Source organism: Micromonospora sp. MA102 (assembly GCF_025460765.1).
In the GTDB taxonomy this organism is placed as follows: Bacteria; Actinomycetota; Actinomycetes; order Mycobacteriales; family Micromonosporaceae; genus Micromonospora; species Micromonospora halotolerans.
Window position 1 is genome coordinate 52,292 of sequence record NZ_JAMWEG010000007.1, and the last position, 24,528, is coordinate 76,819.

21 protein-coding genes are annotated in these 24,528 nt (G+C 74.1%); 16 read left to right on the plus strand and 5 right to left on the minus strand.

Annotated elements, in window-relative coordinates:
- The 4 genes from NFX44_RS15845 to NFX44_RS15860 are packed head-to-tail and all read left to right on the plus strand — an operon-like array spanning position 1 to position 5,994.
- Positions 1-1,209 (plus strand): CehA/McbA family metallohydrolase, encoded by a 1,209-nt coding sequence (locus NFX44_RS15845; RefSeq protein ID WP_262284325.1) that lies wholly within the window; start codon positions 1-3, stop codon positions 1,207-1,209.
- On the plus strand, positions 1,200-2,108 hold the full coding sequence (locus NFX44_RS15850; protein ID WP_262284326.1) for a sugar phosphate isomerase/epimerase: 909 nt from the start codon (positions 1,200-1,202) through the stop codon (positions 2,106-2,108). Before NFX44_RS15845 ends, NFX44_RS15850 begins: the two co-directional genes overlap by 10 nt.
- Complete coding sequence (locus tag NFX44_RS15855) at positions 2,105-3,250, plus strand: Gfo/Idh/MocA family protein (protein ID WP_262284327.1); 1,146 nt, start codon at positions 2,105-2,107, stop codon at positions 3,248-3,250. The genes NFX44_RS15850 and NFX44_RS15855 overlap by 4 nt, the downstream gene beginning before the upstream one ends.
- The gene (locus NFX44_RS15860; RefSeq protein WP_262284328.1) at positions 3,250-5,994 is read left to right on the plus strand and encodes a glycoside hydrolase family 38 C-terminal domain-containing protein; all 2,745 of its coding nucleotides are present in this window, start codon (positions 3,250-3,252) and stop codon (positions 5,992-5,994) included. The genes NFX44_RS15855 and NFX44_RS15860 overlap by 1 nt, the downstream gene beginning before the upstream one ends.
- Before the next feature lie 20 nt (positions 5,995-6,014).
- Here the strand turns inward: NFX44_RS15860 and NFX44_RS15865 are convergent, their stop codons facing one another.
- Entirely contained in the window at positions 6,015-6,932 is a 918-nt protein-coding gene (locus tag NFX44_RS15865; RefSeq protein WP_262284329.1) for a hypothetical protein, read from the minus strand.
- 203 nt (positions 6,933-7,135) lie between these two features.
- Here NFX44_RS15865 and NFX44_RS15870 point away from each other — a divergent pair, with 203 nt between their 5' ends.
- From NFX44_RS15870 to NFX44_RS15880, 3 genes are all read left to right on the plus strand, one after another.
- Positions 7,136-8,098, plus strand: coding sequence for a zinc metalloprotease (locus NFX44_RS15870; protein ID WP_262284330.1), 963 nt, complete (start codon positions 7,136-7,138; stop codon positions 8,096-8,098).
- A 127-nt stretch (positions 8,099-8,225) separates the two neighbouring features.
- Positions 8,226-8,903, plus strand: coding sequence for a TMEM175 family protein (locus NFX44_RS15875; RefSeq protein ID WP_262284331.1), 678 nt, complete (start codon positions 8,226-8,228; stop codon positions 8,901-8,903).
- Positions 8,904-9,081: 178 nt separating this feature from the next.
- Positions 9,082-9,258 (plus strand): hypothetical protein, encoded by a 177-nt coding sequence (locus NFX44_RS15880; protein WP_262284332.1) that lies wholly within the window; start codon positions 9,082-9,084, stop codon positions 9,256-9,258.
- 8 nt (positions 9,259-9,266) lie between these two features.
- Here NFX44_RS15880 and NFX44_RS15885 read toward each other — a convergent pair whose 3' ends face one another.
- Positions 9,267-9,569 carry a GNAT family N-acetyltransferase gene (locus NFX44_RS15885; RefSeq protein WP_262284333.1) on the minus strand — a complete coding sequence of 101 codons (303 nt, stop codon included), beginning with the start codon at positions 9,567-9,569 and terminating at the stop codon, positions 9,267-9,269.
- A gap of 145 nt (positions 9,570-9,714) precedes the next feature.
- Here NFX44_RS15885 and NFX44_RS15890 point away from each other — a divergent pair, with 145 nt between their 5' ends.
- From NFX44_RS15890 to glnA, 5 genes are all read left to right on the plus strand, one after another.
- Positions 9,715-11,268 carry a chitinase gene (locus NFX44_RS15890; protein WP_262284334.1) on the plus strand — a complete coding sequence of 518 codons (1,554 nt, stop codon included), beginning with the start codon at positions 9,715-9,717 and terminating at the stop codon, positions 11,266-11,268.
- Between the two features lie 269 nt (positions 11,269-11,537).
- Positions 11,538-13,697 (plus strand): RNA polymerase recycling motor ATPase HelR, encoded by a 2,160-nt coding sequence (gene helR, locus NFX44_RS15895; protein ID WP_262284335.1) that lies wholly within the window; start codon positions 11,538-11,540, stop codon positions 13,695-13,697.
- A 74-nt stretch (positions 13,698-13,771) separates the two neighbouring features.
- Positions 13,772-14,329: an RNA polymerase sigma factor gene (locus tag NFX44_RS15900; protein WP_262284336.1), complete on the plus strand. Its 558-nt coding sequence runs from the start codon at positions 13,772-13,774 to the stop codon at positions 14,327-14,329.
- Entirely contained in the window at positions 14,322-15,584 is a 1,263-nt protein-coding gene (locus NFX44_RS15905; RefSeq protein WP_262284337.1) for an exo-alpha-sialidase, read from the plus strand. The genes NFX44_RS15900 and NFX44_RS15905 overlap by 8 nt, the downstream gene beginning before the upstream one ends.
- Before the next feature lie 115 nt (positions 15,585-15,699).
- Positions 15,700-17,124: a type I glutamate--ammonia ligase gene (gene glnA / locus NFX44_RS15910; protein ID WP_262284338.1), complete on the plus strand. Its 1,425-nt coding sequence runs from the start codon at positions 15,700-15,702 to the stop codon at positions 17,122-17,124.
- 17 nt (positions 17,125-17,141) lie between these two features.
- Here the strand turns inward: glnA and NFX44_RS15915 are convergent, their stop codons facing one another.
- A complete protein-coding gene (locus NFX44_RS15915) occupies positions 17,142-18,926 on the minus strand; it encodes an N-acetylglutaminylglutamine amidotransferase (protein ID WP_262284339.1) in 1,785 nt (594 codons plus the stop codon).
- Positions 18,927-19,088: 162 nt separating this feature from the next.
- Between NFX44_RS15915 and NFX44_RS15920 the strand changes: the two genes are divergently transcribed.
- From NFX44_RS15920 to NFX44_RS15930, 3 genes are all read left to right on the plus strand, one after another.
- A complete protein-coding gene (locus tag NFX44_RS15920) occupies positions 19,089-19,448 on the plus strand; it encodes a helix-turn-helix transcriptional regulator (RefSeq protein WP_262284340.1) in 360 nt (119 codons plus the stop codon).
- A 93-nt stretch (positions 19,449-19,541) separates the two neighbouring features.
- Entirely contained in the window at positions 19,542-20,570 is a 1,029-nt protein-coding gene (locus tag NFX44_RS15925; protein ID WP_262284341.1) for a tetratricopeptide repeat protein, read from the plus strand.
- A gap of 101 nt (positions 20,571-20,671) precedes the next feature.
- Positions 20,672-21,382 carry a DNA alkylation repair protein gene (locus tag NFX44_RS15930; protein WP_262284342.1) on the plus strand — a complete coding sequence of 237 codons (711 nt, stop codon included), beginning with the start codon at positions 20,672-20,674 and terminating at the stop codon, positions 21,380-21,382.
- Between the two features lie 41 nt (positions 21,383-21,423).
- Here NFX44_RS15930 and NFX44_RS15935 read toward each other — a convergent pair whose 3' ends face one another.
- Positions 21,424-22,389: a LysR family transcriptional regulator gene (locus NFX44_RS15935; protein WP_262284343.1), complete on the minus strand. Its 966-nt coding sequence runs from the start codon at positions 22,387-22,389 to the stop codon at positions 21,424-21,426.
- Between the two features lie 127 nt (positions 22,390-22,516).
- Here NFX44_RS15935 and NFX44_RS15940 point away from each other — a divergent pair, with 127 nt between their 5' ends.
- Positions 22,517-23,743, plus strand: a complete 1,227-nt coding sequence (locus tag NFX44_RS15940) for an MFS transporter (RefSeq protein WP_262284344.1) — start codon at positions 22,517-22,519, stop codon at positions 23,741-23,743.
- A 65-nt stretch (positions 23,744-23,808) separates the two neighbouring features.
- Here NFX44_RS15940 and NFX44_RS15945 read toward each other — a convergent pair whose 3' ends face one another.
- Positions 23,809-24,522 (minus strand): hypothetical protein, encoded by a 714-nt coding sequence (locus tag NFX44_RS15945; RefSeq protein WP_262284345.1) that lies wholly within the window; start codon positions 24,520-24,522, stop codon positions 23,809-23,811.
- Positions 24,523-24,528 lie beyond the last annotated feature (6 nt).

A 24,528-nucleotide genomic window follows, 5' to 3' on the forward strand; every position in this document is an offset into this window, starting at 1 on the left:
GTGGTCGTGCACCGCGGCAGGTGGACCCTGCAGGACCGGGCCGACGACGTGCTGCGCGCCCTGCCGGTCACCGTCGCACCCGGCACCGCCGCGCTCACCGTCCGGCTGGACTACCCCCGCGAGGCCGGGGTGCTCGACCTGGGCTGCGTCGGTCCGGACGGCTTCCGCGGCTGGTCCGGCGGCGCCCGCGACGGCTACACCGTGGCCGCCGACTGGGCCACCCCCGGCTACCTGCCGGGTGAGCTGGAACCCGGCGAGTGGCAGGTGCTGCTGCGGTTGCACCGCATCCCACCGGATGGGCTGGACTACGAGGTCACCGCCACCACCAGCGGCACGCCGCCGCCCGCGCCACCCGCACCGGCGGCGCCACCCCGCCCCGACCGCCCGCCCCGCCGCGACCTGCCCACCGTCGACGGCTGGCGGTGGCTCGCCGGTGACCTGCACGCGCACACCGTGCACAGCGACGGCAGCTCGACCATCGACGAGCTGGCCGCGCTCGCCGCCGGCCGCGGCCTGGACTTCCTCGCCGTCACCGACCACAACACCGTCAGCCACCACCCGTGGCTGCCGGCCGCCTCCGCCCGCTACGGCATCACGCTGCTCCCCGGCCAGGAGGTGACCACCGACCGGGGGCACGCCAACGTGTTCGGGCCGGTGGGCTGGGTCGACTTCCGCCGCCCGCCGGACGAGTGGCTCGCCGCCGCCCGGCGCGACGGCGGGCTCATGTCGGTCAACCACCCCCTGGGCGGCGACTGCGCCTGGCGACAGCCGCTGGCCGACCGCACCCAGCTGGTCGAGGTGTGGCACTCCGGCTGGTGGGACCGCACCTGGGGCGCCCCCCTCGCCTGGGCGCGGGCCTGGCGGCCGGACGTCGTGGCGGTGGGCGGCAGCGACTTCCACCGCCCCGGCGACGACGCGCCGCCCGGCTCCCCCACCACCTGGGTGCTCGCCGACCCCGACCGCGCACCCGGCGACGCCGTGCTGGACGCGCTGCGCGGCGGCCGTACCGCCGTCTCCGCCGACCCCGGCGGGCCGCTGCTGCTGCGCGTCGGTGACGAGCTGCTGGCGCTCGACGCCGACGGCGCGCTGCTGGCCGACCCGGACGGGCGGCACCGGGTGGTCCGCGGCGACCGGTGCCTGCTGCCGGCCGGCGACGGGCTGCACGTCCTGGAGTCCCACCGCATGGAGGTGATCGCACTGTGCAGCTGACCGCACGCACGCGGGTGGCCGGCGCCCCCGTCAACTACGGCATCTACCAGCCCACCGGCGCGCCCGTCGGCCCCGAGGACCTGCTCGCGGCACTGGCCCGCGACGGCTACACCGGGGTGGACTCCGGTCCGATCGGCTACCTCGGCACCGGCGAGACCCTGGCGCGCCGGCTGGCCGCGGCCGGCATCGGCCTGGCCGGCGGCTGGGTCGACCTGCGGTTCGCCGACCCGGCCGGCTTCGCCGAGGATCTGACCCAGCTCGACGCCGCGCTCGACGTGTTCACCGCCGCGCCGGTCGACGACCCCCGGTTCGCGCCCCGGCCGACCCTGGCCTGCCCCGGCAACCCCGGCCGGATGGCCCGTCCGGGCGTCCCGACCGACCTGGCGTCGGCGCTGCCCGCCGCCGCCTGGCCGGACTTCGCCGCGCGGGTGCAGCAGGCCGCCGACCGGTGCCGTGATCGCGGCCTGGAGCCGGTGTTCCACTACCACCTCGGCACCGACGTGGAGACCGAGGCGGAGGCCGACCGGCTGCTCGAACTGACCGACATCGCCATCTGCCTGGACACCGGGCACCTGGCGCTGGCCGGCGGCGACCCGGTGGCCGCCGCGCGCCGGTGGGCCGGCCGGATCGGCCAGGTGCACCTGAAGGACGCGGACCTCGCCGCCCACGCCCGGACCCGGGCGGCCGGCGGCGGCCTGATGGACATGGTCGCGGCCGGCGGCTTCTGCGCCCTGGGCCGCGGCGACGTCGACCTCGCCGGGGTGTTCGCCGCGCTCGACGACACCGGCTACACCGGCTGGCTGGTGATCGAGCAGGACGCCCCCGAGGGCGGAGACCTCGACCGGATCCGCGCCGACCAGCACGCCAACCGGCGGTGGCTCGAGGAGGCGCTGCGATGACCGAGCCCGGCAAGCGGATCCGGATCGCGGTGGCCGGGCTGGGCATCATCGCCCGCACGGTGCACCTGCCGCTGCTGCAACGCCGCGCCGACCTGTTCGAGATCGTCGCGCTGGCCGACCTGTCCCCGTCCCGGCTGACCGAGCTGGGTGAGCGGTACGGCGTCGAGCCCGCCCGCCGCTACACCGACGCCGCCCGGATGGTCACCGACGGCGGCTGCGACGCCGTCCTGCTGGCCACCTCCGGCTCGCACGGCGACCTGGCCGCGCTGGCGCTGCGCGCCGGCCTGCCCGTGCTGTGCGAGAAGCCGCTGGCCTACACCCTCGCCGAGACGGCCCGGCTGGCCGAGCTGGGCGCCGGCAGCCCCGCGCTGATGGTCGGTTACATGAAGCAGTACGACCCGGCGGTGGCCGAGGCCGCGCGGCTGCTGGCGGACCTCGGCGGCGCGGAGCGGGTGCACGCCGTGGAGGTGACCGTGCTGCACGCCGGCGGCGACCGGCAGCTGCGCTTCGCCAACCTGCCGCCGGCCGCCGACGACGTGCCGGCCGAGGAGGTGGCCCGGCTGTCCGCCGCCGACCGGGCGCTGCTCGACACCGCCGTCGGCGCCGACCCGGGCGCCCGCTTCCTCTACCAGATCCTGATCAACAGCATCTCGCACGACCTGTCCCTGCTGCGGCTGTTCACCGGGGCGCCGGCCACGGTGGAGCAGGTCGCCACCTGGCCGCTGCGCCCCGACGGCCCGGCGGAGCCGTCGGTGGAGATCAGCGGGCGGCTGCCGGGCGGGGCGCGCTACGGCATCCGGTGGCTCAACCTGCCGGACTACCCCGCCTACCGGGAGACGGTCACCCTGCACCACGCCCGCGGCTCGCTGGAGCTGGTGTTCCCCTCGCCGTACCTGCTCAACGCGCCGACCACGCTCACGGTGGTGGACGAGCACGGCGGCGGCGAGCGGCGGGCCGCGTACCGGTCGGTGACCGAGGCGTTCGAGCAGGAACTGGTCGCGTTCCACGCGATGGTCACGGCGGGTGCCGCGCCGCTGACCGGCATCGCCGAGGGCGCGGCCGACGTACGGACCAGCCAGCAGGTGGTACGCCGCTACGGGGAGCTGACCGGGGCGGCGATCGGCGGAGAGGCGGCGAGCTGATGACGCGACCGACCGAGATCATCGTGGTCCCGCACACCCACTGGGACCGGGAGTGGTACGAGCCGTTCCAGCGGTTCCGGCTGCGGCTGGTGGCGCTGCTGGACGACGTGTTCGACCGGATGGAGCGCGACCCGCGGCAGCGGTTCACCCTCGACGGGCAGCTCGCCGCGGTCGACGACTACCTGGAGGTCCGCCCCGAGCGGCGGGAGCAGGTGATCGACCTGGTCCGGGCCGGCCGGCTGTCGGTGGGCCCCTGGCAGATCCTGCTGGACGAGTTCCTCTGCTCCGGGGAGAACATCGTCCGCAACCTGGACCGCGGGTTGGCGCGCAGCGCCGACCTGGGCGGCGCCATGCCGGTCGGCTACCTGCCCGACATGTTCGGCCACATCGCCCAGATGCCGCAGATCCTGGCCGGCGCCGGACTGGCCCACGCCTGCGTGTTCCGGGGCGTGCCCGAGCGGGTGCACACTCACGCGTTCGCCTGGCAGGCGCCCGACGGCACCACCGTCCGCACCCAGTACCTGCCCGGCGGCTACGGCAACGCGGCGGGCCTCATGGACGACGCCGCGCAGGTCACCCGCCGGGCCGGCGACCTGGCCGACCGGCTCGCCGGGTGGCGCCCGGCCGGTGACGACACCCCGGTGCTGGGCATGTACGGCACCGACCACGCGGCGCCGGCGCCGGACGCCCCCGACCTGCTGGCCACCGCCGACGTCGCGGGCACCCGGCTGCGGCTGGGCACCCTCGCCGAGTACTTCGCCACCCAACCGGCCACTGTCGACGGCCTGCCCGTGGTGCGTGGCGAGCTGCGCTCGCACGCCCGGGCCAACATCCTGCCCGGCGTGATCTCCGTGCGGGCGCACCTGAAGCAGGCGATGAACCGGGCCGAGCGGCGCGTCGAACGGTACGCCGAACCGCTCGCCGCGCTCACCCACGACGGATCCGTGCAGCGCTTCCTCGACATGGCCTGGACCCGGCTGATCGACGCGAGCTGCCACGACTCGGTGACCGGCTGCGGCTGCGACGAGACCGCCGAGCAGGTCGCCGCCCGGCTCGCCGAGGCCGACCAGCTCGGCCGGGCGGTCTGCGACCTGGTCGGCACGCGGCTGTCGACCGCCGTGCCCCGGGACGGCTACCTGCTGTTCAATCCCACCCCGGCGGCGCGTACCGCGCTGGTGTGCCTGGACGTGGAGACGCCGGCCGACGGCGCCGTGGCGCTCACCGACGCCGCCGGCCGCCGCGTGGCCACCCAGGTCCTCGACCGCAGCCGCACGCTGCTCGCCGACGACGTCGTGCCGGCGGCCGACCTGCCGGCCGTGCTCACCCGGGTGCACGGCCGGGAGCTGTACGGCCAGGAGGTCACCGCCTGGTCGGTGTCACCCGACGACGCCACCGTCACCTTCCAGGTGGCCCGCCACGGCGACCCGGCCTTCGACGTGGAGGACGTCCGCCTGGCGCTCGCCGCCGCCGCACAGGCCGACCAGTGGCGGGTACGCATCCTCGCCGCTCCCCGGGCCACCGTGGCCGCCCTGGTGGACGTGCCCCCGCTGGGACGCGCCGCGGTCCGGCCGGCACCGCTCCCGGCGACCGCGACGCCCACGTCCGACCCGGTCACGGTGACCGGCCGCAGCCTCGACAACGGCCTGCTCCGGGTCGACGTCGCCGAGGACGGCACCCTGGCGCTGTCCACCCCGGACGGGGTGACCGTGGACGGGGTCGGCCGGATCGTCGACGGCGGCGACGTGGGCGACAGCTACAACTACGCCCCGCCGGCCGCCGACGAACTGGTCGACAAGCCGCGGGCGGTGCGGACCGTCGTGCGCCACGACGGCCCGCTGGTGGCCGTCCTCGACGTGGTACGCGAGTACCGCTGGCCGGTGGCCGCGGACGTCGACGCCGGCTCCCGCGCCGTGGACCGGGAACCCGTCACCGTGACCACCCGGGTCGAGCTGCGCCGCGGCGAGGGCTTCGTCCGGCTGCGCGTCGAGTTCGACAACCGCTGCGACGACCATCGGGTGCGGCTGCACCTGCCGCTGCCGTCGCCGGCCGACACCTCGTACGCCGAGGGTCAGTTCGCCGTCGTGGCGCGCGGCCTGACGGCCGAGGGCGGTGGCGGCGAGGTGCCGCTGCCCACCTTCCCGGCCAACGGGTTCGTCGCGGCCGGCGGGCCGGACGGCGCGCTCGCCGTGCTGCTGACCCAGCCCACCGAGTACGAGCTGACCGACGCCGGCCGCGAGCTGGCGGTCACCGTGCTGCGGTCGATCGGGATGCTGTCGCGCAACCGGCACGCGCTGCGCGACGAGCCCGCCGGTCCGCAGCTGCCCACGCCCCAGGCGCAGTGCCGGGGTACCCGCACGGTCGAGCTGGCGGTGCTGCCGTACCGGGGCGCGTGGCACGAGGCGGGGGTGCTGGCGGCGGCCGAGGCGTACCGGCACGAGGTGCTGGCGTTCCCGGGCACCGCCGACCCGGCCACCGCGCTCCCCGCGCCGACGGTCGGGCTCTCCGTCGACGGCCCGGGCGTCGTGGTGACCAGCGTCCGGGACCGGGCGGGCCGCACCGAGGTGCGGCTGGTGGCGCAGACCCCGGTGGACACCACGGCCGTGCTCGGCGGCGCGACGGTTCGCGGGGCGTGGCGGGCCGACCTGCTCGGCCGGGCCGGCGAGCCGCTCGACGTCGTTGACGGGCTGGTCCGGCTGCCGCTGCGCGCCTGGGAGATCGCCACGGTACAGCTCGATCTGACCTGACGGGCGTGGCCGAGCCCGGCTCAGGGCCGGCGGGGCGGCGGCACGGCGTTGTCGACGTCGAGCAGCCCGGCGGCGACCACGGCCCGGCTCAGCGGCCGGGTCAGCTCGGCGAGGCGGGCGCACCCGTCGGCGCCGAGCACGGCGTACGCGGGCGTGGCGAGCCGGTCGGTGGCCGCCTCGATCCACGCGCGCTGCGCCCGCCCGCTGTCGGTCAGCGCGGGCTCGTCGCCCTCGACCAGCCCGCGCCCGCGCAGCCGGTCGATGGCGTCCGCCCACTGCTCGCCGGTCCAGCCCCGCGTGCGGCGCAGGAAGCGGACCGACACCTCGCCGGAGGCGGCGTGCAGCACCAGCGCCTCCAGCCCGGTCAGGCCGGCGAGCACCAGGGCGGCCACGTGCCCGTCGCCACGGAACTCCCGCAGGAGCGTCTGGGCCTGCCAGAGGATCAGGTGCGGCTGGTCCGGCCAGGGCAGCGCGGCGTGGGCGGCGAACAGCGGCCGCCCCTCGGGGTGGGCGGTGGCAGATTCGGCGGCGCGCCGGGCCAGCTCGGCGGCCTCGACCAGTTCCGGGGACCGCACGGCGTCGCCGAGCGCCCGGGTCAGGGCCGCGTCGGCGGCGTCCCGCCGGGCGGCCAGCACGGCGGCCGGTGCCGCCCGCTCCCAGGCGGCCGGCAGCACCCGGGCCACGAGGTCCGGGTTGAAGTTGAAGAAGCTGGCCACCACCGGGCCGGGCCCGACCGGCCCCAGGGCGGCCGCGCGGGAGGCGAAGTAGCCGGCCGGCGCGGGCAGGCCGAGGGCGGCGTACCGCTCGTGCGCCTCCGGCACGAAGTAGATCATCGCGTGCAGGGGCTCGGTCACCCGCCAGGCGCGGCGCACGGCGGCCGGATCGAGGGCCGCCGGCTGCTGCCCGCCCGGGTCCGCCAACGATGTCAGGTCCGCCATGTCACTGCCTTCCGCCGGGAACGTTACCGACCGGTAGGCTCCCATGCCGGCGGCGGCCTGTCACCCGCCGGGTGCGCGGGCGGCCCGATCGGGCCTTTTGCTCAGGTCAGCGGCGTGTTCTCATACCGGAACGGCGCCGACTTGCTGGCGGCCCGCGTCCGTCCATCCAGGTCGGTGACATCATCCCGGCGAAAGGTGCAACGATGCACAGAAGACCAACCTTCCAACTGGCGGTCCTGACCGCCACCGCGGCGACGTTCCTGGGGGCCGGCGGAGCATCCGCGGCGGCGGTCACGGCGGCACCCGCGACCGCCTCCGCCGGCGTGGCGGCGTGCGCGCCGGGCGCCGAGGGGCACGGCGCGGCGCGCGTGGCCGAGGGCGCCACCGCCCAGGAACCCGAGCTGTATTCCAAGAACGAGGCGAACGCCTACGGCGTGATCAAGGATTCGCCGCGCCTGCCCAACGGCAGCGTGACCGTGCCCACGGTCTTCCACATGGTCTCCGACCACGCCCTCAGCGCGGCCGAGACCACCCGGTGGAAGACCCTGATCGCGGCGCAGATGACCGTGCTCAACGACTCGTACGCCGGCCGCACCGCGGCGGACGCCTCCGACACCCCGTTCCGGTTCTCGCTGGTCGGGACGACGTGGACGGTGAACAGCGACTGGTACACGGTCGTGCCCGGCAAGAACGAGCGGGACATGAAGAAGGCGCTGTACACGGGCGACGCCCGCACGTTGAACGTGTACGCGGCGAACATCGGCGGCGGCCTGCTCGGCTGGGCGTACTTCCCCAAGGGCTACAACAACGGCCGGGACTACATCGACGGCGTGGTGATGCTCGACGAGTCGATGCCGGGCGGAACGGCCGGCAAGTACGCCCTGGGTGACACGCTGACGCACGAGGTGGGGCACTGGCTGATGCTGGAGCACACCTTCGCGCACGGATGCTCGGCCTCGGGCGACTTCGTGGCCGACACCCCGCGGGAGGCGGCGCCGCAGTTCAACTGCCCGGTCGGCGCGGACACCTGCACCGCACCCGGGCTGGACCCGATCCACAACTTCATGGACTACACGCAGGACTCCTGCATGAACATGTTCACCGCCGGACAGGCGGACCGGATGAGTGACGCCTGGGTGGCGTTCCGGTCCGGCGGCGTCAAGTAACACCAGGTATCCCCGGGGGGGTCGGCGGTCCGCGACCGGCGGTCCGCCGACCCCTTCCTGGTACGAACGCCGCGAATTGCCGCCCGGCGTACGTGCCCCGGCGGGGTCGGTGCCGGATGCTGGGACCGTGCCAGCACCCGCCCGGAGGCCGGGAGGCTCGTCACCGTTCGGCATCGAGCGGGATCCTTCCCGGGTCGTCGCGTTCACCGACGCGGTCATCGCCATCGCCGTCACCCTGCTCGTCCTGGAGATCCGCCCGCCGCAGGACAGCCGGCACCTGCTGTCCGGCCTCGTCACGCTCTGGCCGTCCTACCTGGCCTACGCCGTGACGTTCATGTTGATCGGGCAGGTGTGGGCCAATCACCACGTCATGTTCGACCAGATCCGCACCGCCGACCGGACGGTGCTGTTCCTCAACACCGTGCTGCTGATGGACATCGCTTTCCTGCCCTTCGCCGCCTCGGTGCTGGCCCAGGCGTTCCGCGAGGGGCACGGTGAGCGGGTCGCCGTCGTCCTCCACGGCCTCACGTTCGAACTGGCAGCGGTCCTGTTCAACGCCATCTGGGCGTACGCGCGCCGCCGTCCCCAGCTGCTCGTGGCCACCCTCGACGCCGCCGGCGCCAGGGCCATCGGCCGGCGCTTCCGGCTCGCCCTCACCTGGATCGCCGCCGGCACCCTGCTGGGCGCCCTGGTTCCCGCCCTCGGCGTCACGGTGATCGCCGCGTTCATTCCCTTCTACTGGCTGCCGATCCGGGGCGAGACCCGCCCGGCGGGGCCCCGCCGTGGCCGGACCGATCCGGTGTGACCGTGGGAGTCGGACCGGCAACCGGACGGACTCACCCGGGCGGTGGCGAAGTTCCCGAAACGTCCCGATCGGCCGGTCTGACGCCCCCATCATGACAACGAGACAGAATGCGAGAGCGCCAGGAGGCAAGGACATGAAGCGTCGACGGAGCAGGCGGCGGTCACTGCTGCAGGCAGCGATGATCACGGCGACGGCGGTGGTGGCGGCGGCCGCGGTGGTCCGCGCCGGGCGCCGGCGCGCAGCGGAAGACAACCCGGCGGGCATCCTTCCCGTCCGCGGTGGTGACGGCACGGAAGCGAAGATCCCCGCGGCGCCGCTGGGCGCGTCGCCGCTCCTCACCCGCTCAGCGGACTGAGGGCGCCGCTACTTCACCTTGCGGGTCGAGCGGGCCACGATGTCGTCGTACTCGGGGTGCTTCTCCAGCCAGCCGGCCAGGAAGGGGCAGATGGGCACCACGGTCCGCCCGTTGGCCCGCGCGTCGTCCATGACCGCCCGGGCCAGGAGCGAGCCGACGCCGTGCCCCTCGAACTCGGGGGCGACCTCGGTGTGAGTGTAGGCGATGATGTTGCCGGTCAGCTGGTAGGTGACCAACCCCGCCGTCGTGCCCGTCTCGTCCCGCGCCTCGAACCGGTCCCGCTCGGGCACGTCCGTCACCGTGAAACCCATCCCGCCATCCAACCACGGTGTGCCGGGATCCACCGCCGGAAGTGACCGCCACGACACAGCGGTCCTGGACAGTTACAGTTAACAAACCTAATAATTGTGCATCCGTCGATGTCTCAGACGGCCCACCCCGTACCGGGAGGACCGGATGCACCGCACCGCCCGTACCCCCTTCCTGGCCGCTCTCGCGGCGCTCGCCACCGCCGCCGCGACCGTGGTGCTCGCCGCCCCGGCGCTGGCCGCCGGGCCCACCGCCGCCTTCGCCAAGACCTCCGACTGGGGCACCGGTTGGGAGGGCAGGTACACGATCACCAACGGCGGCGCCAGCACCATCACCGGCTGGCAGGTCGCCTTCACCCTGCCGGCGGGCACCACCCTCGGCTCGTACTGGGACGCCACGGTCAGCAGCGTCGGCCAGCGGCACACGTTCACGAACCGGTCCTGGAACGGCACGATCGCCCCCGGCGCCTCGGTGTCGTTCGGCTTCCTCGCCACCGGATCCGGCTCGCCCACCGACTGCACCCTCAACGGCGCCCCGTGCGGCGGCGGCACCCCGACCAGCCCGCCGACGACCACCGCGCCGCCGACGACCAGCCCGCCGCCCACCACGACTCCGCCGACCACCACGCCACCGACCACCACACCACCGCCGACGAGCCCCCCGCCGGCCGGCGGGCTGCCGAAGCACGCGTTGATCGGCTACCTGCACGCCAGCTTCGCCAACGGCTCCGGCTACCTGCGGATGGCCGACGTCCCCGCCGACTGGGACATCGTGAACCTGGCCTTCGGCGAGCCCACCTCGGTGACCTCCGGCGACATCCGCTTTGAGCTCTGCCCCGTCGCCGAGTGCCCCAGTGTCGAGACCGAGGCGGAGTTCACCGCCGCCGTCCGGGCCAAGCAGCAGCAGGGCAAGAAGGTGCTGCTGTCCATCGGCGGCCAGAACGGGCAGGTCCAGCTCACCACGCCCGCCGCCCGGGACACCTTCGTCCGGTCGGTGTCCGCGATCATCGACCGGTACGGCCTCGACGGCCTGGACATCGACTTCGAGGGCCACTCCCTCTACCTGAACCCGGGCGACACCGACTTCCGCAACCCCACCACGCCCGTGGTCGTGAACCTGATCGCGGCGATCCGGGCCCTGAAGCAGCGCTACGGCGCCGGGTTCGTCCTCACGATGGCTCCGGAGACGTTCTTCGTCCAGCTCGGCTACCAGTTCTACGGACCGGGCCCGTGGGGCGGTCAGGACCCCCGCGCCGGCTCGTACCTGCCCGTGATCCACGCCCTGCGCGACATCCTCACGGTGCTGCACGTGCAGGACTACAACTCCGGCCCGATCGTCGGGCTGGACAACCAGTACCACACGATGGGCGGAGCGGACTTCCACATCGCGATGACCGACATGCTGCTCGCCGGCTTCCCGGTCGCCGGGAACGCCAGCGCCGTCTTCCCGGCGCTACGGGAGGACCAGGTGGCCTTCGGCGCGCCGTCGTCGACCAGCGCCGGCAACGGCTACGTCGCCCCGGCGGGCGTGCAGCAGGCGGTCACCTGCCTGGTCAAGGGCCAGAGCTGCGGCGGCTACACGCCGCGCAGCGGTACCAACCCGGGCTTCCGCGGCCTGATGACGTGGTCGATCAACTGGGACCGGTACTACGGCTGGGAATTCCGGCTCCAGCACGGCCCGTTCCTGAAGGCGCTGCCCTGACCCCGCGCCGGCGCCCCGGGTCGCCCCAACCGGGCCCGGGGCGTCCGGCCGGCGGTCGTCCGTGGACAGGAAAAAAGGGAGCATCCGCTCCCTGCCACCTCCAACGTATATCGCACCGGGGGGCTTGCGGCAAGACCCCGGTGGTGCCGCAGAATCACCGGCCGAAGCCAGCTACCTGCGGAAACGGGGTGGCGGAACGGCGCCGGCGACCGGCGGCGCCGCCGCGGCCCCAGATCGGAAACGGTGCGTTGAATCCCCGAACCAGCAGCGTGTTCGACCTTCCCGACCGTCTCTCACCCAAGGCCGACCCGGCCCTGATCGCCCGCGACGAGGAGCACTTCGCGGCCATGGCGGAGAGCCTCGAGCGGCTGTCCGCCGACCTGTCCGACCGCCTCGACGCCGCCCGCCGGGCGCCCGGCGGCAAGGGCCGGCAGGCGTCGGACCGGGACGAGGAGGTCCGCCGCCTGACCGCCCGGCTGCGCACCCTGCACCGGTACGGCGTGGACCTGTGCCTCGGCCGCATGGTCGGCGCCGACGGCAGCGAGCCCGTGTACGTCGGTCGGCGTGGCCTCACGGACAGCGCGGGCTGCCGGCTGCTGCTCGACTGGCGCTCCCCCGCGGCCGAGCCGTTCTTCGGCGCGACCCACGCCAACCCCATGGGCCTGGCGAGCCGCCGCCGGTACCGCTGGACGCAGGGCCGGATCACCGACTACTGGGACGAGGTGTTCACCTCCGACGGCTGGGACGGGCACGCCGCGCTCGACGACCAGTCCGCCTTCATCGCCAGCCTGGGCGGCAGCCGGTCGAACCGGATGCGGGACGTGCTCGGCACCATCCAGGCCGACCAGGACGCCATCATCCGGGCGGGATCGCGCGGCGCTCTCGTCGTGGACGGCGGTCCGGGCACCGGGAAGACCGTCGTGGCCCTGCACCGCACCGCGTACCTCCTCTACGCCGACCCGCACCTCGGTCACCGCCGGGGCGGCGTGCTGTTCGTCGGTCCGCACCAGCCCTACCTCGCATACGTGGGCGACGTCCTTCCCAGCCTCGGCGAGGAGGAGGTGCAGACCTGCACCCTGCGCGACCTCGTCCCCGAGGGCGCCACGGCGACGGTCGAGGCCGACCCGGACGTGGCGCTGCTGAAGTCGTCCGCGCGGCTCGTCACGGCGATCGACGCGGCCGTCCGGTTCTACGAGGAGCCGCCGGTCAGGGGGATGACGGTCACGACAGACGAGTCCGAGATCCGGCTGAGCGCCGACGACTGGGCCGCCGCGTTCGACGCGCCGGATCCCGGCACCCCGCACAACGAGGCACGCGACCAGGTCTGGGAGGAGCTGCTCACGATCCTCACCGACAAGCACGACGGCGAGGAGCCGGCCGACCAGCTCCGCCGGTCCCTGCTGCGCAACCGGGAGCTGCGGACGGCCTTCCACCGCGCGTGGCCGCTGCTCGAAGCGACCGACCTCGTCGGGGACCTGTGGTCGGTCCCCGCCTACCTGCGCAGGTGCGCCCCCTGGCTCACACCCGACGAGGTCCGGCGGTTGCAGCGTGTCGACGCCCGGGCCTGGACGGTGTCCGACCTGCCGCTCCTGGACGCGGCACGGCAGCGGCTCGGCGACCCCGAGGCGTCCGGACGCCGGAGCCGGCACGACGCCACGGTGGCGGCCGAACGCGCGCGCATGGCCACGGTCGTCGACGAACTGATCGAGGCCCACGCCTATGACGACGGTGAGGGTGTGCTGTCGAGCCTGCGTCAACTCGATCTCCAGGACGCCCTGGTCGACGAGGCCGGCCTGCCCGGCGCCGACCCGGATCTGCTCGCCGGCCCGTTCGCGCACATCGTCGTGGACGAGGCCCAGGAACTGACCGACGCGGAGTGGCAGATGCTCCTGCTCCGCTGCCCGTCCCGGAGCTTCACCATCGTCGGGGACCGCGCCCAGGCCCGGCACGGGTTCACCGAGTCGTGGCAGGAACGGCTCGAACGGATCGGACTCGACAAGATCCGCCTGGCCACTCTGAGCATCAACTACCGGACGCCGAAGGAGGTCATGGCGGAAGCCGAGCCGGTCATCCGGGCCGTGCTCCCGGACGCCAACGTGCCGACCTCCATCCGCGGCGGCGGCGTTCCCGTCGTACACGGATCCGCTTCCGATCTCGGCTCGATCCTCGACACCTGGCTCACCGCGCACGCCGAGGGGGTCGCCTGCGTCATCGGCGACCCCACGTTCCGGGAGACGCCCCGGGTCCGGTCGCTGACCCCGGAGCTGTCGAAGGGGCTCGAGTTCGACCTGGTCGTCCTCGTCGACCCCGAGGCGTTCGGCGACGGCATCGAGGGCGCGGTGGACCACTACGTCGCGATGACCCGGGCGACCCAGCAGCTCGTCATCCTCACCAGCACCGGACCGGCGGTCGCCACACGCCGATCCTGAGCGCCGCGGAAGATGTCACCGCGCGGCCCGCTCGCCGGTCGTACCGGGTGAGTGATGACACGGGAGGGGACGATGTGGACCCACAGCAACAGATCAGACAGGTGTACGCCACCTCGGCGGCCCGCCTCGTCGCGCAGGCGTACGCCATGACGGGCGACTACGCCGAGGCGCAGGACGTGGTGCAGGAGGCGTTCGTCCGGGCGCTGGCCCGGCCGGGGCGGTTCCGCGAGGTGACCAACCCGGAGGCCTGGTTGCGGACGGTGGCGTTGAACGTCGCCCGGTCCCGGCACCGCCGCCGGGTGCTGCTGCACGGGCTGGTCCGCTCCGGTCGCCTCGACCCGGCGCGGCCCAGCGCGCCGGCGCTGTCCCCGGATCACGTCGCGCTGGTGGCGGCGTTGCAGAAGCTGCCGCGGACGGCCCGGGAGACCGTCGTGCTGCATCACCTCGCGGACCTGCCCGTCACCGAGGTGGCGTCCGCCATGGGCTGCTCGGTGGAGGCGGTGAAGACCCGGCTGGTCCGGGCTCGCCGCGCGCTGGCCGAGCATCTCGGCGACGACGACCCGGTCCCGTCGGCGCCGACCGCCGCCACAGCTGTCCGGAGCCGCGCCGACCGGGAGGCCCGCCATGCCTGAGCTGAACTTCGCCGGCCTCAACGCCGCCGCCCAGGCCGGGTTCAAGCCGCACTTCGAGCAGGTCGTCGCCGCGGCGCGCCGCCGCCGTCGCCAGCGCCGGATCCTGACCGTCGCCACCGCCGCCGTGCTGCTCGCCGGCTCGGGGGTCGCCGTGGCGGCCGGGTCCGGCGAGGACGTCCCGCCGGCGACCCGGTTCGGCACCGACCGTACGCCGGACTTCATCCCCACCCCGGGTGGCACGCCCACCCCGGGCACCGGCCCGCGGGCCAGCACGGGGCGACCCGCGGCCGGCGACCTGACCCACGTCTACCTGCGCTGGACCGAGTGTCGCGGCTGTCCCCCGCGGTGGGCCGGCACCGACGACGGCGGCCGGCACTGGCGCACCGGTCCGCTACCCGTGCCGGCCGACGCCATGGTGGACCTGCGGGCGGCCGGACCGCGCACCGTGGTGGCCCACTACATCCCCCGGTCGGCCCCGGACAGCAGGTCCGGCCGATGGATCGCCAGCGCCGACGGCGGGACCACCTGGCGCGAGGTGACCGTGCGGCCCGTGGCCGCCCTGCCGGCCGGCTGGCGGGTCCTCGGCCGCCAGCCCGGCCCCACGCAGGACCCGATCATCGCCGCCGACCCGGCCACCGGCGACCTGGCGCAGCTCACCCGGCCGTCGGCGCTGCGCAATGCGGTGGTGGTCGAGACCGTGCCCGCCGGGGCCGGGCTGTGGGTCAGCGGGTTCACCGGTGAGCGCATCGCGCGCGACAGCCGGATCATCGGCACCGGCGGTGCCGTGGAGGTGAGCCGCGACGGCGGTCGGACCTGGTCCCGGCACGAGTTCCCGGACGACCTCGCCGCCTCCGACGACGTCGGCGGCCCGGCGGTCGCCACGCGGGACGGCCGCACCGTCTACGCGCTCGGCCGGGTGCGCGGCGCCCTGGTGGTGTGGCGCAGCACGGACGGTGGTGCCACCTGGGCGCGGACCGCCGCGACGGCCCGGGTCGGCGACCGCACCATCCGCACGGCGGTGCGGCCCGACGGGGTGCTGGTGGTGCAGGCCGGCGTCTCCGCCCGGGAGAACCCGCTGATGTTCGCCAGCTCCGACGCCGGCGCGACGCTGCGCCCGGCGCCGCTGGGGCCCGGCGCCGACGCCCGCCCGGTGCCGGACGGGTACGTGCAGACCGGCTGGCCGGACAGCCCGGGCGCCTGGCTCTCCACCGACGGCGTCGCCTGGACGTGGCTCGACCCGCCCGAGCTGCCCTGAGCGGAGCGGGGTGCTCCCGGCGGTCCGGCCGCCGGGAGCATCCGCCGGGTGTACGCCGGCACAGAACGGGTAATCCCGGGCGCTCAACCGCCGTGTCGATGCGCCAGGGGGACTTGTGTTCGCCAATCCCGAGGAACTGCTGCGCTACCTCGCCAACGAGGACGTGAAGTTCGTCGACGTTCGTTTCTGTGACCTGCCCGGCGTGATGCAGCACTTCAACCTGCCGGTGGAGTCCGTCGACGACAGCCTGTTCACCGACGGCCTCGCCTTCGACGGCTCGTCCATCCGCGGCTTTCAGACGATCCATGAGTCGGACATGCTGCTGCTGCCCGACGTCGCGACCGCGTTCATCGACCCGTTCCGGGCGCAGAAGACGTTGGCGTTGAACTTCTTCATCCACGACCCGTTCACCCGCGAGGCCTACTCCCGGGACCCGCGCAACGTGGCGAAGAAGGCCGAGGCGTTCCTCGCCGCCAGCGGCATCGCCGACACCGCCTACTTCGGCGCCGAGGCCGAGTTCTACATCTTCGACTCCATCCGCCACGAAACCTCGGCCCACCAGTCGTTCTACTACATCGACTCGATCGAGGGCGCCTGGAACTCCGGCCGCGACGAGCCCGGCGGCAACCGGGGTTACAAGACCGCCTACAAGGGCGGCTACTTCCCCGTCCCACCGGTGGACCACTACGCCGACCTGCGCGACAGCATCGTGCGCCGCCTGGTCGACACCGGCTTCACCGTCGAACGCTCACACCACGAGGTCGGCACCGCCGGCCAATCGGAGATCAACTACAAGTTCTCCACCCTGCTGCACTCCGCCGACCAACTGCAACTGTTCAAGTACATCGTCAAGAACGAGACCTGGGCCAACGGCAAAACCGCCACGTTCATGCCCAAACCCCTGTTCGGCGACAACGGCTCCGGCATGCACACCCACCAGAGCCTGTGGCTCAACGGCGAGCCTCTGTTCTACGACGAAACCGGCTACGCCGGCCTCTCCGACACCGCCCGCTGGTACATCGGTGGCCTGCTGCACCACGCCCCGTCGCTGCTGGCCTTCACCAACCCGACGGTCAACTCCTACCGCCGGCTCGTGCCCGGCTTCGAAGCGCCGGTCAACCTGGTGTACTCGCAGCGCAACCGCTCCGCCTGCACCCGCATCCCCGTCACCGGCGCCAACCCCAAGGCCAAGCGGGTCGAGTTCCGCGTCCCCGACCCGTCCAGCAACCCCTACCTGGCGTTCTCCGCGATGATGATGGCCGGCCTCGACGGCATCAAGAACAAGACCGAACCCCCCGCGCCGATCGACAAGGACCTCTACGACCTGCCGCCGGAGGAATGGGGCGACGTCAAGCAGGTCCCCGGCTCCCTGCCGGAAGTCCTCGACGCCCTCGAAGCCGACCACGACTACCTCCTCGACGGCGGCGTGTTCACCCCCGACCTCATCTCCACCTGGGTGTCCTGGAAACGGGCCAACGAGGTCGACCCCGTGCGCCTGCGCCCCACCCCGCACGAGTTCGCCATGTACTTCGACTGCTGACGGCGCCCCGGCCGGGGTCAACGGACGCCGTGGGACTGGAGCCAGAGCTCCAGCAGGCCGAGCTGCCAGAGCTTGTTGCTGCCGGCGGCGGCCTGCGCCCGGTCCGGCTCGGCGAGCAGTTCGGCGACGTATTCCGGGCGGAACAGGCCGCGCTCACGCGCAGCCGGCGCGGCGAGGGCCTCCGTGACGAGGTGCCGCACCGGGCCGTCGACGTTGCGCAGGGCGGGCACCGGAAAGTAGCCCTTCGGCCGGTCGATCACCTCCGCGGGCAGCGTCTCCCGGGCCACCTCCTTGAGGACCCCCTTGCCGCCCTGCGCCACCTTGTGCTCCGGCGGGCAGGCGGCCGCGAGGGCGACGAGGTCCTGGTCCAGGAACGGGGTACGCACCTCCAGCCCCCACGCCATGCTCATGCTGTCCACCCGCTTCACCGGGTCGTCCGGCAGCATCAGGTGGGTGTCCAGGCGCAGCACCGCGTCGAGCGCGGTGTGCGCCCCGGGCGCGGCCAGGTGCGCGGCGAGCAGCTCGCGGCTGGCGTCGTGGTCGCAGGCGTACGCCGGGTCGACCACCAGGTCCAGCTCCGCGTGGCTCCGGTCGAAGAAGGCATCGGCGAACGCCTCGGCGGCGCCCTCCCGGGGCACCTCCGTGAGCGGCTGGTGGTAGCCGTAGCCGGCGAACACCTCGTCGGCGCCCTGGCCGGACTGCGCCACCTTGACGTGCCGGGCCACCTGCTCGGAGAGCAGGTGGAAGGCGACGACGTCGTGGCTGCCCATCGGCTCGGTCATCGCCACGATGGTCCGCCGGACCGCGGGCTCCAGGTCGTCGTCGCTGAGCTGGATGCGGTGGTGGTCGGTGCCGAAGGTGCGCGCGACCAGGTCCGAGTAGTGGAACTCGTCGCCGCTCTCGCCGCCCCGGCTGTCGAAGCCGATGCTGAACGTCTGCAGGTGGTGCTGCCCGGCCTCGGCGAGCAGGGCCACGATCATGCTGGAGTCGAGCCCGCCGGAGAGCAGCACTCCGACCGGCACGTCGGCCACCAGCCGCCGCCGCACCGCCGTGCGCAGCGCGTCGCCGATCGCGGCCCGCCAGTCCCGCGCCGCCATGCCGGCGTGTGCCGGGTCCCGCCGGTATTCGGGCCGCCAGTAGACACGCTCGCGGCTGCGCCCGTCGGCTTCCACCACCCGCACGGTGGCCGGCGGCAGCTTGCGTATCCCCCGCAGGACGGTCCGGGGCGCGGGCACGATCGAGTGCCAGGACAGGTAGTGGTGCAGGGCCACCGGGTCGACGGCCGTGTCGACGTCGCCGGCCGCCAGCAGCGCCGGCAGGGTGGAGGCGAACCGCAACCGCCCCGGGGACTCGGCGAGGTAGAGGGGCTTGATGCCGAGCCGGTCCCGTACGAGCACCAGCCGGCGCCGCTGCTGGTCGACCAGCACGACCGCGAACATCCCGACGAGGTGGTGGACGAAGTCCTCCCCCCACTGGGCGTACGCCACGAGGATGACCTCGGTGTCGCTGGTCGAGCGGAAGGTGTGCCCGGCCTGCCGCAGCTCGTCGCGCAGCTGCGGGTAGTTGTAGACGCAACCGTTGAACACCAGCGCCAGACCCAGGTCCTCCCGGACCATCGGCTGCGCTCCGGCGTCGGAGAGGTCGATGATGGTCAGCCGCCGGTGGCCGAGGGTGATCCATCCGTCGTTCCACAGGCCCTCCCCGTCGGGGCCCCGGGACCGCATCGCCTCGCTCATCCGGGTCACCGCGCGGCCGTCCGGCACGGATCCGTCGAACCGGGCCTCCCCGCTGATCCCGCACATGCTCGGGGCACCTCCTCTGGCCTGCCGGTAGACACGAACATCGTTTGCCCGTCACCGCCGGACCGGTGGCACGGCCCATGAGAGGCCGCGACTACCCGTTGCGCGGGTGGCGAAACCGGCCGACCGGCCTGACCGATTCCGCAGGCGGGATATCATCGCCCGGTGGCGATCGATTCCTGTGCGGCATCAGCCCCCGCCGTGGCGCTGTTCCGCTCCCTCGGTGACCCGACCCGGTTGGCCATCCTGCGCCGGATCGCGACCGGCGAGGCGCGCGTGGTGGACCTGACCGGCGAGTTGGGCCTGGCGCAGTCGAGCGTGTCGAAGCACCTGGCCTGCCTCCGGGACTGCGGCCTCGTCGACTACCGGGTCGACGGCCGCCAGTCGTTCTACTTCCTGACCCGGCCGGAGCTGCTCGACCTGCTGCGTTCCGCCGAGCAGCTCCTGGCCGCCACGGGCGAGGCCGTGGCGCTGTGCCCGGTCTACGGGTCGGCCGCCGACTCGCGGGCGGCGGTGACGCGGTGAGCGTGTCACTGCTGCCCCCGGAACGCCGGACGGCGCTGTCCCGGCGCAGCCTGTGGCTGGCCTACGCCACCGCCACGGCGGGAACTGCCCCCGATGCCCGCCCCGTCAGCGGGCACGGCGGTGCCGGCGCTGGAGAGGGCCGACGACGCGCGGAACTGGTTCGTGGCCCACCATTTCACGCTGCTCGCGGCGGTCCGCCTGGCCGAGGGGCACGGTCTCGCCACGGTGGCCTGGCAGCTCGCCTGGGTCCTGACCGCGTTCCTGTCCCGCGGTGGCCACTGGGCCGACCAGCTCACCGTCCACCGGCTCGCCCTGCGGGCCGCCACGGCGGGGGCCGACCTCCTCGGCATGTCCTACGCCTACCGGGGCCTGAGCCGCGCGTACCTGCGGCTCGGCCGGCCGGACGCGGCGGAGGCCGCGTTGCGCCGCGCCCTGCGCCTCGCCGCCGAACTCGGCGACCAGAGCGGCCGCGCCCGAGCCCACCACGGGCTGTCCGTGGCCGCCGAGAAGCGCGGGGACCTGCGCGCCGCCCTCGACCGCAGCCGGCGTTCCGCCGCGATCTTCCGCGCCGTGGGCAACACCAGCGCCCGCGCGGAGGTGTTGAACGGCGCGGGCTGGCTCAACCTGCTGGCCGGGCACGTACCCCGGGCCGTGCGGCAGATCCGGACGGCGCTCGTGCTGTTGCGGCGCTTCGGGGAGCGGCACGGCGAGGCGAGCGCCTGGGACAGTCTCGGGTGCGCCTACGCCGAACTCGGCCACCGGGAGGCCGCCGACCGCTGCTTCCGGCACGCGCTCGCCCTCTTCGTCGACCTCGGCGACCGCTACTTCCAGGCCGAGGCGCTGGTGCACCGGGGCGACAACCGGTGGGACATGGGCGACTGGGCCGCCGCCCGGAAGCACTGGCAGCGGGCGACCCGGATCATGACCGAGCTGCACCACCCGGAGACGGCGCGGGTCCGGCACCGGCTCGCCCGCACCGACGGCGACCGGCCCGCCCGGCCGGGCGGCACCCCGGGAGTGCTGGCGGACCCCGGCGCCCGCCGCCGGCGGCGCGCGGTCGCGCCCCGGCGGCCCCACGGCTACGTGCGCAAACCGCAGTTCTCGCAGGTGGTGGGACCTTAGGCGGCAATCGGGCGGGGGCGGGCCGCGCTGCCACCGCGCCCGCCTCAGGTGTCGCCGGGATTTCGGCGGTACCGACGCCGGTCGCGGTAGGTTGCTCAGTCATGGCCACGACCGCCGACGTCCGCCACGATCTCGCCGGCCTCGCCGACCCGCGGCGGGTGGCGGCACTGAGCCGGTTACTCCAGATCACCCCGGGTGGGTACGGCGAGGGCGACCGGGCCATCGGCGTGCCGGTGCCGGAGCAGCGCAGGGTGGCCGCCCGGTACTGGCGCGACCTCTCCCTGGCCGAGACGGCGGACCTGCTGGCCAGTGGCGTGCACGAGGAGCGGCTGACGTCGCTGTTCATCCTGGTGCGCAAGTTCGCCAGGGGGGACGAGGAGGAACGGGACCGGATCTTCCGTCTCGTCCTGGCCAACACGGCCCGCATCAACAACTGGGACCTCGTGGACTCGTGCGCTCCGTACATCGTCGGCCCCTGGTTGGTGGACAAGGACCGCAGCGTCCTGGACCGGCTGGCCGGGTCGAGCCTGGTGTGGGACCGGCGCATCGCCGTGATGGCGACCTTCGCGTTCATCCGGGCCGGCGACTTCCACTGGACCCTCCGGCTCAGCGATCGGCTCCTGGCCGACCCGCATGATCTGGTGCAGAAGGCGGTGGGCTGGATGCTGCGCGAGGTGGGCAACCGGGACCGGGCGGCGGAGGAGGAGTTCCTCGCCGGACGGTACCGGGTCATGCCCCGGGTCATGCTGCGGTACGCGATCGAGAAATTCGAACCGCAGCGACGCCGGGAGTACCTGTCCGGCAGGGCCTGACCTTCCACGGGCGCCGTGGGGTGGCCGTCAGCGGCACCGCCTCACCCCGGTTGCCCGGCCCGGATCGCCGGGTCGGGCCAGACCCAGGTCGGCGACCAGACCTCGGTGTCGGGTGTCTCCGCCCGCCTGGCGCCCAGGTGATCGCGAAGTGTGGTGAGCGCGGGATGTCGGTTGTCGTCGCGCCAGATCAGTGACATCGGGTATACCGGTGCGGGGTGCCGCACCGGTATACGCCGCAGGTCATAGCTGTCCGGCCACAGGTATCGCGTGCGTTCCCCGGCCAGCGTCGCCAGTTCCGGGGAGTCGGCGATCTCGGCCAGCAGCGCCTCGTTTCCGAAGACCGGCCCGGCCCGGTCGATGGTGAGGCCGAACGCGGCGGCGAGCTCGTCGTAGTAGTCGGCCCATTCGGTACCGGCGGCCATCCCCGGCATCCAGATGCGGTGTTCGGCGAGCTGTGCGGGCGTGACGGCGCGAGCGTCGGCGAGGGCGTGGCGTGGCCCGACGAGAAGCTCGTGGTGCTCGTCGATCACGCGGGCGGCCCTGATCGCGCCCGGGAGGTGGCGCGCGGGGACGGTGACGGCGTGGAAGGTGGCGTCGACCGTCCCCGCCTCGACCGCGGCGATCGCGGCGTGGACGTCGGCGTCGAGGGTCACGACATCCAGCTCGATCCGCGGATGCGTGCGATGGAAGTCCTGGAGCAGCACCGCCGGCGCGGTCCGCCGGCTGTGGACGTCGACGCGGAGGGCGCGCCGGCCGGGACGCACCGCCGCGTCGGCCCGGTCCGCCACCCGGAGGAGCTCCCGGGCGTGCGGCAGGAACGCCTGGCCGTCGACCGTGAGCCGCACCCCCCGGGGCGTACGGGTCAACAGGCGCACGGCCAGGTCCCGCTCCAACGCGGCGACCCGCTTGGAGACGGCCTGCTGGGTGATCGACAGCGCGGTGGCCGCCACCTGGAACTGGCCGGCGTCGGCGGCGGCGACGAAGGTGCGCACGGCGTCGAGATCCACCCGCCGACCCTAGTCGCACAACCAAGCGTTGTGGCTCGCCGCCGGCTCGGTTGTTTGATCCCGCCTCGCCGACCCTGCTGTGATCATGGCCGTCGACGGCACGGGGCCGAGGCGGGAGGTGCGCAGCGTGGTGGTCAGACGACCCCTCGGCCGGCAGTTCGGATGGCTCTGGGGGGCCTACGCCGTGAGCGCGTACGGCTCGGCGCTGGGTTTCGGTGCGATGCCGCTGATCGCCCTGCTGGTGCTGCACGCCAGCCCCGCCCAGGTGTCCGCGCTGTCCGCGGTGGGGCCGGCCGTCGGCGCCCTGATCGCCGTGCCGCTCGGACCCTGGGTGGAGTTCCGCCGCAAGCGACCCGTGATGATCGGGATGGACCTGGCCCGCTTCGCGGTCCTCATGACGATCCCGGTCGCCTACGCCGCCGGCCGGCTCAGTTTCGTCCAGTTGCTGATCGTCTCGGCCGTGGTCGCCGCCGCCAGGATCACCTTTCAGGCGGCCGGCGGCGCCTGCCTCAAGGCCCTCGTCCGGCCGGACGACCTGCTCGTGGCCAACGCGAGGTTCGAGTCGACCACGTGGAGCGCCATCGCCGTCGGGCCGCCGCTGGGCGGCGCGGCCGTCGGCCTCTTCGGGCCGGTGACCACCGTGGTGGCCGACGCGCTCAGCTACCTGTTGTCCGCGCTGGGCATCACGGCGATCCGCGGCCGGGAGGAACCCCCGCGGCGAGCCGACCGGCAGCCGGTCCGGGCCGGCGAGCTGCTCGACGGCTGGCGCCACCTCCTGACCCATCCGGGCCTGCGCGCGCTCTACCTCAACCAGCTGCTCGTCGGCGGGCTGATCATGGCCACCGAACCGCTGCTGGCCGTCCTCCTGCTCGGCCAGCTCGGGTTCCCGCCCTGGCAGTACGGCCTCGCCTTCGCCGCACCCTGCGTCGGCGGCCTCATCGGCTCACGCCTCGCTCGCCGGGTCGTGGCGCGGTACGGCCAGCACCGGGTGATCCGGACGGTCGGCACGCTGCGCGCCGTCTGGCTGATCGGCCTCGCGTTCGTCCAGCCCGGCATCGCCGGCCTCGCGACCGTGATCGCCGTCGAGCTGGCGATCATCATCAGCATGAGCCTGTACAACCCGGTGCTCGCCACCTACCGGCTCGACCACACACCCGGCGACCGCGTCGCCCGCACCCTGTCGGCCTGGTCGATCGGCAGCAGCGCCTCCATCGCCATCCTCAGCGCGCTCGGCGGGCTGCTCGCCGACGCCACCAGCCCCCGCGCGGCGATCGCGATCGCGGGCCTGCTGATCCTCGCCAGCCCGCTGCTGCTGCCCCGCCGCCAGGACCCCCCCGGTCGTGGCCGACCGTGAGCGGGGGACGGCCCACGCCGGATCATCGGCGGCGCCTTCGCGCGAGGCCGACTCCCCCGGTGCCCTCAGGCCAGGAGCGTCTCCCGCATCGTCGCCCCCGGGTTGATCCGGCCGACGACCCGCGGGCCGTCCGGGTCGTACACGTCCAGGATGTTGTTTCGGCGCATCAGCTCGCGAACGGCGGGTGGCAGCCGGGGCGGGTCGTCCATGGCCGCGAGGACCTGCCCGGCGGTCGAGATGAGTCGAGCGGCCAGGGCGGCGGAGTCGGCGTCGATCCGCACCCGGCCGTACTCCCAGCCGGCGGTGGTGAGGTCGAGCAGCTCGAACACGCGGGTCACGACCGGGGTCGGGTCGGTCACCCGGTCGAGCCGGGTCGCCCCGCCGCCGACCACCGCGACGGCGGCGGCCACCTGGGTGTACGGGTGGAAGCCGCACGGGAGTGCGAACAGCGGCCACCGCAACGCCCGGCCGGCCTCCTTCCACAGCGGCCGGTAGTTCCGGCGGTGCACCAGGAGCCGCCGGCCCGTCCGGCGGTGGACGTCGTGTGCCTGGGCCCGCAGGTCGTCGTGGGCCTCGTCGGCGACCTCGCTCACGATCCGGGCCGCCACCACGAGGCCGTCGTCACCGTCCAGCATCCGGGTGACGGCGTCCACCTGGTCGGCGAACCGGGTCCGCGCGTGTGCGCCGTACCGGTGCCGGACCTCGGCCAGCAGCGTCTGCTGCCGCTCCGGATCGAGCTGGACCCGCCCGCCACCCAGCAACCGCCGGAGCCACCGCATTTCGCC